This is a genomic window from Streptomyces pimonensis (genome assembly GCF_041380215.1).
Lineage (GTDB): Bacteria > Actinomycetota > Actinomycetes > Streptomycetales > Streptomycetaceae > Streptomyces > Streptomyces pimonensis.
Genome location: NZ_JAHWZY010000013.1, coordinates 21,790 through 35,788 on the forward strand (window position 1 = coordinate 21,790; position 13,999 = coordinate 35,788).

Genomic DNA, 13,999 nt, shown 5'->3' on the forward strand with positions numbered 1-13,999 from the left:
GCGTGCCGGCCCCGGCCCGGCGCTCGGAGCGCGTCCTCAGGCCCCGCACTGTTCCAGCATGGCGCTCCGGTCCGGCGCGGTGACCGGAAGGTCGTACTTCAGCACCACCTGGGCGAACCGCACCGAGTACGAGCAGCGGACCGCCTTGCTGGGCGGGAGCCAGGACGCGGGTCCGGAATCCCCCTTGGCGGAGTTGGCGGAGCCGTCGACCGGCATGAGGTTGAGGGGGTCGTTGGCCAGTTGCCGCCGCTTGTCCTCCGGCCAGCGCGAGGAGCCCATCTGCCAGCTGTAGGACAGCGGCACCACGTGGTCGACCTGCACCTCGGCGGCCTCCTGCTTGCGCCACTCGATGGTCGTGCCGGTGTACGGGTCGTCCAGCGTCATGGCGACCACCACACAGTCGGACCCGGACCGGAAGCGCACCTCCCGGCCGTCGCGCTGCAGCAGGTCGTTGCGGGTGTCGCAGCCGTTCCTCGCGAGTGGCACTCCGTCGGCCGTGTCCATCCAGGCGTAGCCGAACTCGTCCCGGTCGTAGCCCGTCTTCGGTCCGCGGCCCTTGGTCGTCACCTTCGTGATGAGGTCGACGGCCTCGGCCCGGTCCGACTCGCCGGTCACGGGAGCGAGGCCCGGTCCGGTGCCGTCGGGGTTGTCCAGCGGGCTGGCGGCACGTCCGCCGGAGGCGGCGCCCCCGCTTTCGTCGCCGGCCGGGGATCCCGCGTCCTGGACGCCCTCGCAGCCGGCGAGGAGGGCCGCCGCGGCGATCACCACGGGTCCGGTGCGCCAAACCCGTGCGCTCCACCCCTTGTTGCGCGTCACCGCACCCTCCTTCGGCCTTCTCATGTCTCCTGCCCCGGCGGGGGCGGACCGTTCCGGACCTCACCGTATCGAGTGAGAGGCCCGGACCGATCCGGTACTACGCGGGCGTTCGCCGCGCAGCGCGCACCGTCGGTCCGAGTCACCCCGTCAGGAGTCCCCGCAGGGCGCCCTCGGCAGGTCCATGAGCGGCAAGTCGGCGCGCGACAGGGCCGAGCAGGTCCTCGGACGCCGGCTCGGCACGGACCGGCGACCGTCCCGGCCGGCCGTGGGACCCCGCGCACCCGCCGGGCCGTCCACGGCGACCTCGCGCCGTGGACGGCTTCCCCTGCGCGGGTCAGGATCCCAGGACCGACGTCAGGAACTCCCCGACCCAGCCCAGCAGTTCCCGCCCGACCAGCGGCTTGCCGCCCACCTTCGCGGTCTTCGGGCGCGGGACCAGCACCTGGTGCGCGGTCGCCCTGATGACCGTGCCGGGGTACAGGCGCTTCAGGCGCAGTTCCTGGGACTCGCGCAACTCCACGGGCGCGAAGCGGATGTTGTTGCCCTGGAGCACGATCTCGCCGACCCCGCACGCGCGGGCCAGCATCCGCAGGCCCGCCACCAGCAGCAGGTTCTCCACCGGCTCCGGCAACTTGCCGTAACGGTCGACGAGTTCCTCGCGCACGGCCTTGACGTCCTCCTCCGAGTTCGCGGAGGCGATCGCCCGGTACGCCTGGAGGCGCAGCCGCTCGCCGGGCGCGTAGTCGTGCGGGAGGTGCGCGTCGACGGGCAACTCGATCTTCACCTCGAGCGGCGGCTCCTCCTCGGCCTCACCGGTCTCCAGCTGGCGCCGGTAGTCCGCGACCGCCTCGCCCACCATCCGCACGTACAGGTCGAAGCCGACGCCCGCGATGTGACCGGACTGCTCGCCGCCGAGGAGGTTTCCGGCGCCACGGATCTCCAGGTCCTTCATCGCCACGTACATGCCCGCGCCCATCTCGGTGTGCTGGGCGATGGTGGCGAGACGCTCGTGCGCGGTCTCCGTCAGCGGCTTCTCCGGCGGGTACAGGAAGTACGCGTACCCGCGCTCCCTGCCTCGCCCCACCCGGCCGCGCAACTGGTGCAGCTGGCTGAGGCCGAAGTTGTCGCCGCGCTCGACGATCAGGGTGTTGGCGTTGGAGATGTCGATGCCGGACTCGACGATCGTCGTCGACACCAGCACGTCGAACTTCTTCTCCCAGAAGTCGACGACGACCTTCTCCAGCGCCGACTCCGACATCTGGCCGTGGGCGGTGGCGATGCGTGCCTCGGGCACGATCTCCCGCAGCCGGGCCGCCGCGCGGTCGATGGACTCCACCCGGTTGTGGATGTAGAAGACCTGGCCCTCGCGCAGCAGTTCGCGGCGGATCGCGGCACCGATCTGCCTCTGCTCGTACGGCCCGACGAACGTGAGCACCGGGTGCCGCTCCTCCGGCGGGGTGGTGATCGTCGACATCTCGCGGATGCCGGTGACCGCCATCTCCAGGGTGCGCGGGATCGGCGTGGCGGACATGGTCAGCACGTCGACGTTGGCGCGCAGCTTCTTCAGCTGCTCCTTGTGCTCGACGCCGAACCGCTGCTCCTCGTCGACGATGACCAGGCCCAGGTCCTTGAACCTGGTCTCCGAGGAGAACAGCCGGTGGGTGCCGATGACGATGTCCACCGAGCCGTCCCTGAGGCCCTCCAGGACCGCCTTGGCCTCGGTGTCGGTCTGGAAGCGGGACAGCGCCTTCACCACCACCGGGAACTGCGCGTACCGCTCGCTGAACGTCCCGAAGTGCTGCTGCACCAGCAGCGTGGTCGGGACGAGCACGGCGACCTGCTTGCCGTCCTGTACGGCCTTGAAGGCGGCCCGCACCGCGATCTCGGTCTTGCCGTAGCCGACGTCGCCGCAGACCAGGCGGTCCATGGGGACCGACTTCTCCATGTCCTCCTTGACCTCGGCGATGGTGGTGAGCTGGTCGGGGGTCTCCGCGTAGGGGAAGGCGTCCTCCAGCTCGCGCTGCCAGGGCGTGTCGGCGCCGAAGGCGTGGCCGGGGGCGGCCATGCGGGCGCTGTACAGCTTGATCAGGTCGGCGGCGATCTCCTTGACGGCCTTCTTGGCGCGCGCCTTGGTCTTGGTCCAGTCGGCGCCGCCCAGGCGGTGCAGGGTGGGGGCCTCGCCGCCGACGTACTTGGTGATCTGCTCCAGCTGGTCGGTGGGGATGTAGAGCCGGTCGCCGGGCTGGCCGCGCTTGGCGGGGGCGTACTCCACGACCAGGTACTCACGGGTGGCGCCCTGCACGGTGCGCTGCACCATCTCGATGTAGCGGCCCACGCCGTGCTGCTCGTGGACGATGTGGTCGCCCGGCTCCAGGGTGAGCGGGTCGATGGTCTTGCGGCGCCGGGCCGGCATCCGGGCGCCCTCACGGCCGGAGGCCTTCTGGCCGGTCAGGTCGGTCTCGGTGAGCACGGCGAGCCCGAGCGCCGGGTCGACGAAGCCGTGGTCGATGCAGCCGCAGGCGACGTGCACGACGGACGGGGTGATCTCGCCCAGGTCCGCGTCCAGACGGGCCGCGATGCCCTCGCCGCCCAGCACCTCGACCGTGCGGGCGGCCGGGCCGTGGCCCTCGGTGACGAACACCGTGCGCCAGCCGTCGGCGAGCCAGCCCTTGGTGTCGGCGAGCGCCCGCGCGGTGTCGCCGCGGTAGGTCTCCGGGGCGTGCATGCCGAGCTTGAGGGTGTCCGCGTCCAGCTCCTCGTCGGCGGCGAACGGCGACACCGACCACCACATCATGTCCAGTTCGCGGGCCCGGTCGCGGACGTCCGCGATGGACCACAGGGAGGCCGCGCCGACGTCGATGGGCGCTTCCCCGCCGCCGGCGGTGGCCGCCCAGGACGCCTGCAGGAACTCCTGGCTCGTGGCCACCAGGTCCGCGGCCCGGGTCCGCACCCGCTCCGGGTCGCAGACGACGGCCATGGCGCCCTCGGGCAGCACGTCCAGCAGCAGCTCCATGTCGTCGACGAGGACGGGGGCCAGGGACTCCATGCCCTCCACCGCGATCCCCTCGGCGATCCTGCCGAGCAGTTCGCCCAGCTCCGGGTGCTCCTCGGCGAGGACCCGCGCACGTTCCCGCACGTCCTCGGTGAGCAGCAGCTCGCGGCACGGCGGGGCCCACAGGCCGTGCTCGGCGACCTCCAGGGAGCGCTGGTCGGCGACCTTGAAGTAGCGGATCTCCTCGACGTCGTCGCCCCAGAACTCCACGCGCAGGGGGTGCTCCTCGGTGGGCGGGAACACATCGAGGATGCCGCCGCGTACGGCGAACTCGCCGCGCTTCTCAACCAGCTCCACCCGCGCGTACGCGGCGGCGGCGAGGGCTTCGACGGTCTTGTCCAGGTCGGCGCGGGAGCCGCTGCGCAGGGACACCGGCTCCAGGTCGCCCAGGCCCTTGACCTGCGGCTGGAGCACCGAACGCACGGGCGCGACGACGACGGAGACCGGGCCGGTCCCGGGGTCGTCCGGGCAGGGGTGGGCCAGGCGGCGCAGTACGGCGAGGCGGCGGCCGACGGTGTCGCTGCGAGGGCTGAGCCGCTCGTGCGGCAGCGTCTCCCAGGACGGGTACTCCACGACTCCCTCGGGCGGGAGCAGGGAGCGCAGGGCCGCCGCCAGGTCCTCCGCCTCGCGTCCCGTCGCCGTCACCGCCAGCACGGGGCGGCCGGTGTCACGGGCCAGGGCGGCGACCACGAAGGGACGGGCCGCGGGCGGGCCGACCAGGTCGACGTGCATGCGGTTGCCGTCGGCGGCCGCGGCGATCGCTTCCGCGAGGGCGGTGTCCTTGACGACGGCGTCGAGCAGACCGTGCAGGCTCATTCGGGGCGCTTTCCGTCCGGGGGTGTGCAACACGTCGGACCCGACGCGCGCGGCGGGCCGGGGGTGTCCAGCGTACGTCGCCGGACACCCCCGGTGCCGAGGCTGTGGACAACGTCCGTCGCCGGCGGGCGGTGCCGGCGCCCGGCTCCCGGCTCCCGAGGGGGTCCCGAGGAACCCCCGGCCCCTGTGCCCCGGGCCCGTGTCGACCCGCCACCTGACTCGGCCGGGTGAGAAAGCCGAGGTGACGGTGTACACGCGTCCGGCGCCGGGAGTCCTCGGAGGACTCCCGGCGCCGGACAGCACCCCCGCAACCCCCGTGTGCGGTGGCTAGTCGGTGGCGATGGCGTTCAGGACGTTCATGCGGCCGGCGCGGAAGGCCGGGACCAGGGCGGCGAACAGGCCCACGAAGGCCGAACCGATGAACACACCGATGATCGTCGGCCACGGGATGTCGAGTACCTTCAGCCCCTCCAGGGCGAGCAGCTGCTGCGCGGTGGCGCCCCAGCCCATGCCCAGCCCCAGGCCCAGCAGGGCGCCGAAGAGAGCGATCACGACCGACTCCATGCGGATCATGCGGCGCAGCTGCCGACGCGAGAGGCCGATGGCCCGCATCAGGCCGATCTCCCGGGTGCGCTCCACCACCGACAGGGCCAGGGTGTTCACCACACCGAGGACCGCGACGACGATCGCCAGGGCCAGCAGACCGTAGATCATGTTCAGCAGCTGGCCGATCTGGTCCTTCAGCGCCTCCTTGTAGTCGGTCTGGTCGCGCACCGTGTACTGCGGGTAGTCGTGCAGCGCGTCCTTCAGCGCCGTGTACGCGGCGTCGGTCCGTCCGTCCTTCGCCGAGGCGAAGACCAGGGCGTCCAGCGGCATCCTGTCGGCCGGGACGTACGTGGCGAGGGTGTCGATGGACGTGTACATCGCGCCCGCGTCGACGACGGCCTCGCTGCTGGTGATCGCCCGGACCGTCAGCGTGCCCGTCCCGCCGTCCTTGAACGCGACCTCGACCTTCGAGCCGAGCCTGATGCCGTGGTCCTTCGCGAAGTCCTCGTGGACGGACATCGCGTCGGGCTCGTAGGCGTCGCCGAGCTTTCCGGCGACCGTCTCGACCCGCAGGTCGGTCGCGTACGTCGGGTCGGCCGCCGTGATCGCCGTGTCCTTCAGCGTCTTGCCGTCGGGCGTGGTGAGGTCGGCCTCGGTCCACTTGTACTCGGTGACCCGGTCCACCTCGGGCACCTTCTTCACGGCCTCGACCGCCTGCGGGGTGATCAGCTGGCCGTTGCCGGACTGGACGATGAAGTCCGTGCCGATGGTCTTGTCGAGCTCGTCGGTGGCGGACGCCACCATCGAGGAGCCGACCACGGACAGGCACGCCACCAGCGCCAGACCGATCATCAGCGCGGCGCCCGTCGCGCCGGTGCGGCGCGGGTTGCGCAGGGCGTTGCGCTCGGCCATGCGGCCCACGGGGCCGAAGGCCCGCAGCAGGATCGCGCCGAGGACGCGCACCACACCGCTCGCCAGCACCGGGCCGACGACGACGAAGCCGATCAGGGACAGCACCACGCCCAGGCCCAGCCACATCGAGCCGTCCGTCGCCTTGTCCGCGCTGCCCGCCAGGTACAGGGCGAAGCCGCCGGCGCCGGTGAGGACCAGACCGATCCCGCCGCGTATCCGGCTCGCCTTGGCGTCCGCCGGGGTGCCGGCGTCGCGCAGCGCGGCCATCGGGGAGATCTTCCCGGCCCTCCGGGCGGGCAGGTAGGCGGCGAGCACCGTGACAACCACGCCGAGGAGCAGTCCGAGCGCCGGGGTCGTCCAGGCCACCGTGAGGTCGTCCGTGGACAGCTCCATGCCCATCATGCCCATGAGCTCCATCAGGCCGACCGCGAGACCGACGCCCGCGCCCACCCCGAGGACCGAGCCGAAGACGCCGAGCAGCAGCGCCTCGGCCAGCACCGAGCGGTTGACCTGCCTGCGGGACGAGCCGATCGCCCGCATCAGGCCGATCTCCCGGGTGCGCTGGGCGACCAGCATGGAGAAGGTGTTGACGATCAGGAAGATGCCGACGAGGAAGGCGATCCCGGCGAAGCCGAGCATCGCGTACTTCATGACGTTCATGAAGTCCCCGATGCTCTCCTTGTTGGCGTCCGCGTTCTCCTTCGCGGTCTGCACCTTGTACGCGCCGCCGAGTTCGGCCGCGACGTTCTTCTTCAGCTGCGCGTCGCTGACGCCGGCCGCGGCGGTGACGTTGACGTTGGTGTAGACGCCGCTCTCTCCGACCAGGGTCTGCTGCGCGGTCCTGGTGTCCAGGTAGAACAGCGCGGCGCCGGGGTTGGTGACGGTGAAGTCGGCGATGCCGGAGACCTTCGCGGTGTGCGTGCCGAGCGCGCCGATGACGGCGATCTCGTCACCGAGCTTCAGGTCGTGCTTGTCGGCGGTGTCGGCGTCGACCATGACCTGGCCGGCGTTCTCGGGCGCGGCACCGGAGGTGATCTCCATGGTGCGGGCGTCGTTGTCGTTCCAGCTGCCGACGATGGTCGGGCCGCCGCTGGTCGGCGAGAGGCTGTCCTTGTCGCCGTCGACGACGGTCACCGAGGTGGAGTGCACCGTGCCCTCGGCCGACTTCACGCCGTCCACGCCCTTGACCCGGTCCAGCACGGAGGCCGGTACCACCGGCGGCCTGCCGTTGCCGGAGATCGTCTCACCGCCGTCGGAGGCGTCCTTGGAGCTGACCGTGACGTCCGAGGAGGTGGCCGCGAACAGCTTGTCGAACGTCGTGTTCATGGTGTCCGTGAACACCAGCGTCCCGCACACGAACGCCACGGACAGCAGCACCGCCGTCGCGGACAGCGCCATCCGCCCCTTGTGCGCGAAGAAGTTGCGCAGGGAGGTCTTCAGGACGGTCATGACGTGCGCCCCCGGGCGTCGAAGTCCTTCATGCGGTCCAGGACCTGCTCGGCGGTCGGCTGGTGCATCTCGTCGACGATGCGGCCGTCGGCGAGGTACAGCACCCGGTCGGCGTAGGAGGCGGCCACGGGGTCGTGGGTGACCATCACGATGGTCTGGCCCAGCTCGTCCACCGAGCGGCGCAGGAAGCCGAGCACCTCGGCGCCGGCGCGGGAGTCGAGGTTCCCGGTCGGCTCGTCACCGAAGATGATCTCCGGCCGGGCCGCCAGGGCCCGCGCCACCGCGACCCGCTGCTGCTGGCCGCCGGACAGCTGCGTCGGCCGGTGCTTCAGCCGCTCCGCGAGGCCGACGGTCTCCACCACACGGTCCAGCCACGCCTTGTCGGGCTTGCGGCCGGCGATGTCCATGGGCAGCGTGATGTTCTCGATCGCGTTCAGCGTCGGCAGCAGGTTGAACGCCTGGAAGATGAAGCCGATCCGGTCCCGGCGCAGCCGGGTGAGCTTCTTGTCCTTCAGACCGGTGATCTCGGTGTCGTCCAGGTGGATCTGACCGGACGTCACGGTGTCGAGCCCGGCGAGGCAGTGCATCAGCGTGGACTTGCCGGACCCGGAGGGTCCCATGATCGCGGTGAACCGGCCGCGGGCGATGTCCACGTCGACGTGGTCGAGGGCGACGACACGGGTCTCGCCCGACCCGTAGGCCTTCACGACCTGCCGCGCCCGCGCGGCAACGGCCGTACTCTCTCCAGTGCCCCCGTGCCTGGGAATGGTCACAGCCGATGTCACGGTAAGTCTCCTATGTCGGTCAGCAGATGAAAGCGGTGTTCCGGCGCCCGCCCGTCGTGTCCGGCGGCCGCTCCGTGCGTGTTCGTGCGACGTGGTCCAGTCTGGCGTCCGGCAGGGCTCCCGCGCCCTGGTGTCCAGCGCAGTCCTGTTGCTGGGGAAAACCCCACCCCCGCCGGTGCGTCGCGCCCCCCAGCGGCGTAAAGCCAGGTTAAGGACGGCCCCCGCCCTGTCTCGTCCTCCGCCGGTACGAACCCTCCCCGACCCGTAGTACGGAGGCACCCCTAAGGGCTCTCCCCCGGCGGGTGGGCACCTTCTCGGGGGCGCTCCGCCCGTCGGCCCATCGGGGCTCCGCCCTCCCGCCGCGCGAGGGTCGGGTGCGAAGCTGTTCCGCGACAGACAGGTGCAGGGGGCACTCAACCGCGAGGAAGGGAATCCGGGTGGACGGCACCAGACCGGTGGCACGCGACAGCGGGCGATCCGCCGCGACCGGACGGCGCGGCGCCGTCGTCGCCGCGCTGATGCTCGTGATGGCCCTGGCGGCGCTCGACGCCACCGTCGTGTCCACCGCCGTCCCGCAGATCGTCGGCGACCTCGGCGGCTTCTCCCACTTCTCCTGGCTCTTCTCCGGCTACCTGCTGGCCGTGACGGTCACGCTCCCCGTCTACGGCAAGCTCTCCGACACCTTCGGCCGCAAACCGGTCCTCGTCGCGGGCACCGCGCTGTTCCTGCTGGGCTCGCTGCTGTGCGCCGCTGCCTGGAACATGGCCGCGCTCATCGCGTTCCGCGTCGTGCAGGGCCTGGGCGGCGGCGCCCTCCAGGGCACGGTGCAGACCCTCGCCGCCGACCTGTACCCACTGGAGGAACGCCCGAAGATCCAGGCCCGCCTCTCCACCGTGTGGGCCCTCTCCGCGGTGGCCGGCCCCGGCCTCGGCGGACTGCTCGCCTCCTACGCCGACTGGCGCTGGATCTTCCTCGTCAACCTGCCCGTCGGAGCGGTGGCACTGTGGCTGGTCGTCCGCCACCTCCACGAGCCGCGGCGGGAGAACGGCCGCCACGCACGCGTGGACTGGACGGGCGCGGCCACGGTCTTCGCCTGTGGCGGCGTCCTCCTCACCGCCCTCGTCCAGGGCGGGGTCGCCTGGCCGTGGCTGTCCGCCCCGTCACTCGCCCTGTTCGCCGCGGGAGCCGCGCTCCTCGCCGCCGCGGTCGTGGCGGAACGCCGCGCGGCGGAGCCGATCATTCCCGGCTGGGTGTGGCGCCGCCGCACGATCGCCGCCGTCAACCTGGCCCTCGGCGCCCTGGGCCTGCTGATGGTGGCCCCCACGGTCTTCCTGCCCACCTACGCCCAGTCCGTCCTCGGCCTCACCCCGGTGGCCGCCGGATTCGTCCTCTCCGTGTGGACGCTGACCTGGCCGGTGTCGGCCGCCCTCAGCCAGCACGTGTACCGCCGCATCGGCTTCCGCAGCACCGCGATGCTCGGCATCGGAACGGCCGCGCTCGTCCTCCTCGCGTTCACCTTCCTGCCCTATCCCGGCGAGGCGTGGCAGCCGACCCTGCTGATGATGCTGCTGGGCGCGGCCCTCGGCCTGTTCCAGCTGCCCCTGATCATCGGGGTGCAGTCCTCGGTGGAGTGGGAGGAACGCGGCACGGCGACCGGGTCGATCCTCTTCTGCCGGCAGACCGGCCAGACCATCGGCGCGGCCCTCTTCGGCGCGGTCGCCAACGGCGTCCTGGCCGCGCGCCTCGGCGGCGCGAACGACCTGGACTCCGTCACCCGCGCCCTGGACTCGGGCACCGTCCCCGAGGCGACCCGCCGGGCCGTCGCGGACGCCGTGCACGCCGTCTACCTCGGCGCGGCAGGCGCGGCGGCACTGGCGTTCCTGGTCCTGCTGCTCCTCGCCCCGCGCACCTTCCCGGTCCTCAAGGACTGAACCGGCCCCGCACCCCGAGCGGCCCCTCCCCCTGCCGGCCTCGGCACAGGACCACGCCCGGAACCGGGTCACTCCACGGCCCGTCCCGTCAGCGCACTGAGACCGGCGCACACCTGGTCCAGCTGCGCCTGCACCTCCTCCCGCCTCCCGGCGTGCTCGCGCAGCACCCGCTCGGTCTCCCGCGCGACGCCCTCCGCGCGGACGCGCGCCTCGGCCAGCAGCCCCGCCGCCCGCTCCCGCGCCTCCTCCGCACGGCGCCGCGCCGACTCCTCCGCGTCGGCGAACACCTGCCGCGCCTCGGCCAGCGCACGCTCGGCACGCTCCTCCGCCTCCGCGTGCCGGGCCTCCAGCGCGGCCACCCGCGCGGCCTCCTCCCGGGCCACCGCGTCCAGCCGTTCCGCCTGCTCCCCGGCCGCCCCGGCGAGCACCCCCGAGGTGCGCTCCCGCATCTCCCGCAGCACCGCCAGCGTCTGCGCGCGCCGCTCCTTCACCTCGGCCCGGGCCTCGCCCCGGATCCGGTCGGCCTCCGCACGGGCCGCCGACAGCACCTCCCCGGCACCCTCGTCGGCATCGGCGCGCACGGCGTCCGCGTACGCCTGCGCGGCCTCCCGCACGCCGGTCGCGTCGTCCGCCGCCAGGTCCGTCACGTCCTGCGCGTACTGCCGGGCCGACTCCCGCACGGCCACAGCCTCCTCCCGGGCCAGCGCGAACAGCCGCCGCGCGCTCTCCCCGAGCGACTCGTACGTCTGCGGCGCCAGCCCCGCCACCCGCACCCGCAGCAGCGCCAGCTCCTCCTCCATCTCCCGGGCGAGGACGGTGAGCCGCGCGGCCCGCTCCCAGGCGGCGTCACGACGACTCGAAAGGGCCTCGACGTACGCGATCACCTGCAGGGGACGGTAACCACGTCCCCGCACCACCTCGAAGCCCTGCGACGACACCGATGCGCTGCTCACCCTGGAACCCCTCTCCACCGACGGACCCGAAGCCCAGCACGAAAGACCGGGCACGAAATGGGATGAATCGCGCACATCTTGATGGATGACACGGAAGTGTTCATAACGCGACACTCCGCGAGGAGGGCATGCAAAAGCCGGGTCCGGTCGTCCTGACGACCGGACCCGGCTCCTCGCGTCACACGGGCTTCAGCAGCGACGGATCACAACAACCCGTCCCACATCTCCTCCAGCAACACCGACCACCAGCTCTCCGGCGAACCCAGCGCCGCCGGATCCAACGCCGCCAACTGCGCCTGGAAGTCCACCGTCCAGCGGCCCGCCTGCTCCTGGTTCAGCCCGAACCGCAGCCGCCACATCCGGCCCAGCAGCGCCAGACAGCGCGTGAACTCCGGCAGACCGGTGTTCACGAACTGCGGCGCGGTCGGCACACCGCCCGGCCCGGGCTCCACCGGCACCGCGACGATGTTCGCCGTGCCGTACTGCACACAGATCGCCTTGCCGAAGTCACTGCCCACCACCAGGTACGAACCCGCGTCCGAAGCCGGCTGCACACCCCGCTCCGCCGCCAGCTCCGCCAGCGTCGGCACCGGCCGGCCCGGCTGCGCCTGCGCCCAGAAGAACGGACCCATGTCCAGCGGCAACCCCGCCACCACCAGGGTGTGCGCCACGACCGGCGGCACACCCTGCCGGGACACCGCCGCCTGCTCGAACCGGAACACGCCCGGCCCGAACGCCCCTGCCAGCTCCTGCGCGACGGCCTCCGGCGGAACCGGCGGCGCGGGCGGCACCGGCGGAATCGGCGCACGCACCGGCGCGGGCCGCGCCGGACCGTCCGCCACCTGGTGCAACTCACCCTGGTGGGCGAGCAACTGCCGCATGCCCTGCTGCCGGCTCGCATGGTCGGTGCCGTACGGGGCGATGGACGTGATCCGCGCCTGCGGCCACTGCTCACGGATCATCCGCGCGCAGTACGCGCCCGGCAGTTCGCACGACTCCAGCTCGGTGTGCAGCTCCAGCACCTGGCCCGGCGGCACGTTCATGGCACGCAGCTCGTGGAAGATCTGCCACTCCGGATGCGGCGTCCCCGGCGCCGAACGCCGGATCAGCTGCTTCTCGCTGCCGTCCTGCGCACGGTAGCGCAACACGGCCTGGTAGCCCGGGCCGACGGTCGGCCGACCGGCGGACGGCTGACCGGCGGGCGGCTGCGGATAGCCGTACGCCGACGGCTGCCCCGGCACGGGAACACCGGGCGGGGGCGTGCCGGGGGGCATACCCGGCGGCGGAGGCACACCGGGCCCGGCCACCGGCGGCGCGGCCAGCACGGTCTCCGCGTGATGCACGGGCCCGCGCCCCGCGGCACCGTGAGCACCCGGCGGCGGACCCGGAGGCGGCGCAGGCGCACCGGGAGCACCCGGAGGCGGCGCAGGCGCACCGGGAGCACCCGGCGGCGGACCCGGAGGCGGCGGGACACCGGGTCCGCCCGGGCCCGTACTGCCTCCCGGGCCCGCGAGCATCGTCGCCGCGTGATGGACACCACCGGGCGGCGCAGGCGGCGGGGTCGGACCACCTGGCGCCTCCGGCCCGTCCGGGCCGAGCGACGCCACCATCTGCGTCGGCACGTACCCGCCTGCCGGAACGGACGGCGGCACAGGCGCACCGCCCGGACGCGCACCCGGGGCCCCCGGCGGGGGCGGGGGCGTCGCACCCGGGTCGCGCCACGCAGGGGGAGTCGCCTTGCCGGTCCCGGCGTCCGCGATGTCCCCGGCGTCGGGCGCGAGCGGCCGGGCCGGCGCCTCCGGACCGGCCGGCGGAGGCGTGGGCGCACCACCGGGCGCGTGCGGGGAGTCGTACGGCGCGCCGCCCTGCGTGGGCGGCGTACCCGGCGCCCCCTGCGGCGCACCGGAATCCCGGACCGCCGGCGCGACGGCCGTCGGCGGAAGCGCGCTGCCGCCCGACATCAGCGCCGTCTTCGCCTCCGGCGACGCCGCGGGCGGCGGAGCGTCGTCACCGGACTCGCTCAACTGCGACGCGAACACGGTCTCCGGCAGCGGCACCGAACGGTCCTCACCGGTATCGGCGTTGGTGTCCGTACCGGCCCACGGAGTCGCCCCGGTCCCCTGCTGCACACCACTCCCCCCGGCAGCGGGCCACACGGCACCGCTTCCCGTCCCGGAGCCCTCCCCCGAGGAACCGGCAGGCGCATCCGCCGGCCCCGCAGCGGCACCCCCGGACCGGGCCGGAGCCGCTCCCCCGGCGCCCGGAGCAAACCCCGGAACCGGCCCCGGCCCGTCGGACGCACCCGAAGCCACACCCGCGACGGACCCCGCGGACGAGCCCGAACCCTCACCCCGCCGATCCGGAATCCCCAGCCGGTCCGCCGCCTCCTGCAGCCACTCCGGCGGACTCAACAGGAACGACGTCTGATTCAGATCCACCCGCGCCGCAGCCGCCGGCACCGGCTCGGACACCGCGTCATCACGGCCGTACTCCTCCTCGTACCGGCGGATCACCTCACCCACCGGCAACGCCGGCCACAGCGTCGCCTCACCGCTGTCCCGGGCGATCACCAGCCGCTGCGCGCCCCCGTCCGAACGCGGCCCGCCCGCACGGTCCTCCGCCCACACCACGAACCCGAGGTCGAACTCCCGTACCCGCACCTCACGGTGCTGGTACGACGGCACGTCCCCGTTGACCCACTCCTCCGCGCGCTCCTGCGCCTGTGCGAACGTCACCATC

The 13,999-nt window shown here is 73.1% G+C and carries 7 protein-coding genes; 1 reads left to right on the plus strand and 6 read right to left on the minus strand.

Annotated elements, in window-relative coordinates; genetic code table 11:
- Nucleotides 1-36 precede the first annotated feature (36 nt).
- The 4 genes from KYY02_RS15055 to KYY02_RS15070 form a co-directional block, all read right to left on the minus strand.
- Nucleotides 37-840, minus strand: a complete 804-nt coding sequence (locus KYY02_RS15055; RefSeq protein ID WP_371238446.1) for an HNH endonuclease family protein — start codon at nt 838-840, stop codon at nt 37-39.
- 310 nt (nt 841-1,150) lie between these two features.
- Nucleotides 1,151-4,684, minus strand: coding sequence for a transcription-repair coupling factor (mfd, locus tag KYY02_RS15060; RefSeq protein WP_371238447.1), 3,534 nt, complete (start codon nt 4,682-4,684; stop codon nt 1,151-1,153).
- Between the two features lie 327 nt (nt 4,685-5,011).
- Complete coding sequence (locus KYY02_RS15065) at nt 5,012-7,591, minus strand: ABC transporter permease (protein ID WP_371238448.1); 2,580 nt, start codon at nt 7,589-7,591, stop codon at nt 5,012-5,014.
- Nucleotides 7,588-8,376 carry an ABC transporter ATP-binding protein gene (locus KYY02_RS15070; RefSeq protein WP_371238449.1) on the minus strand — a complete coding sequence of 263 codons (789 nt, stop codon included), beginning with the start codon at nt 8,374-8,376 and terminating at the stop codon, nt 7,588-7,590. The genes KYY02_RS15065 and KYY02_RS15070 overlap by 4 nt, the downstream gene beginning before the upstream one ends.
- Nucleotides 8,377-8,813: 437 nt before the next feature.
- Between KYY02_RS15070 and KYY02_RS15075 the strand changes: the two genes are divergently transcribed.
- The gene (locus KYY02_RS15075; RefSeq protein WP_371238450.1) at nt 8,814-10,307 is read left to right on the plus strand and encodes an MFS transporter; all 1,494 of its coding nucleotides are present in this window, start codon (nt 8,814-8,816) and stop codon (nt 10,305-10,307) included.
- Nucleotides 10,308-10,375: 68 nt separating this feature from the next.
- Here KYY02_RS15075 and KYY02_RS15080 read toward each other — a convergent pair whose 3' ends face one another.
- Nucleotides 10,376-11,260 (minus strand): V-type ATP synthase subunit E family protein, encoded by an 885-nt coding sequence (locus KYY02_RS15080; protein WP_371238451.1) that lies wholly within the window; start codon nt 11,258-11,260, stop codon nt 10,376-10,378.
- A gap of 203 nt (nt 11,261-11,463) precedes the next feature.
- Nucleotides 11,464-13,998 carry an SUKH-4 family immunity protein gene (locus KYY02_RS15085; RefSeq protein ID WP_371238452.1) on the minus strand — a complete coding sequence of 845 codons (2,535 nt, stop codon included), beginning with the start codon at nt 13,996-13,998 and terminating at the stop codon, nt 11,464-11,466.
- Between the last annotated feature and the right edge of the window lies 1 nt (nt 13,999).

What these genes read in the sequence shown, in the direction of transcription:
- KYY02_RS15055 (WP_371238446.1), bottom strand. Translation starts at nt 840, where the DNA reads ATGAGAAGGCCGAAGGAGGGTGCGGTGACGCGCAACAAGGGGTGGAGC.
- mfd (WP_371238447.1), bottom strand. Translation starts at nt 4,684, where the DNA reads ATGAGCCTGCACGGTCTGCTCGACGCCGTCGTCAAGGACACCGCCCTC.
- KYY02_RS15065 (WP_371238448.1), bottom strand. Translation starts at nt 7,591, where the DNA reads ATGACCGTCCTGAAGACCTCCCTGCGCAACTTCTTCGCGCACAAGGGG.
- KYY02_RS15085 (WP_371238452.1), bottom strand. Translation starts at nt 13,998, where the DNA reads ATGGTGACGTTCGCACAGGCGCAGGAGCGCGCGGAGGAGTGGGTCAAC.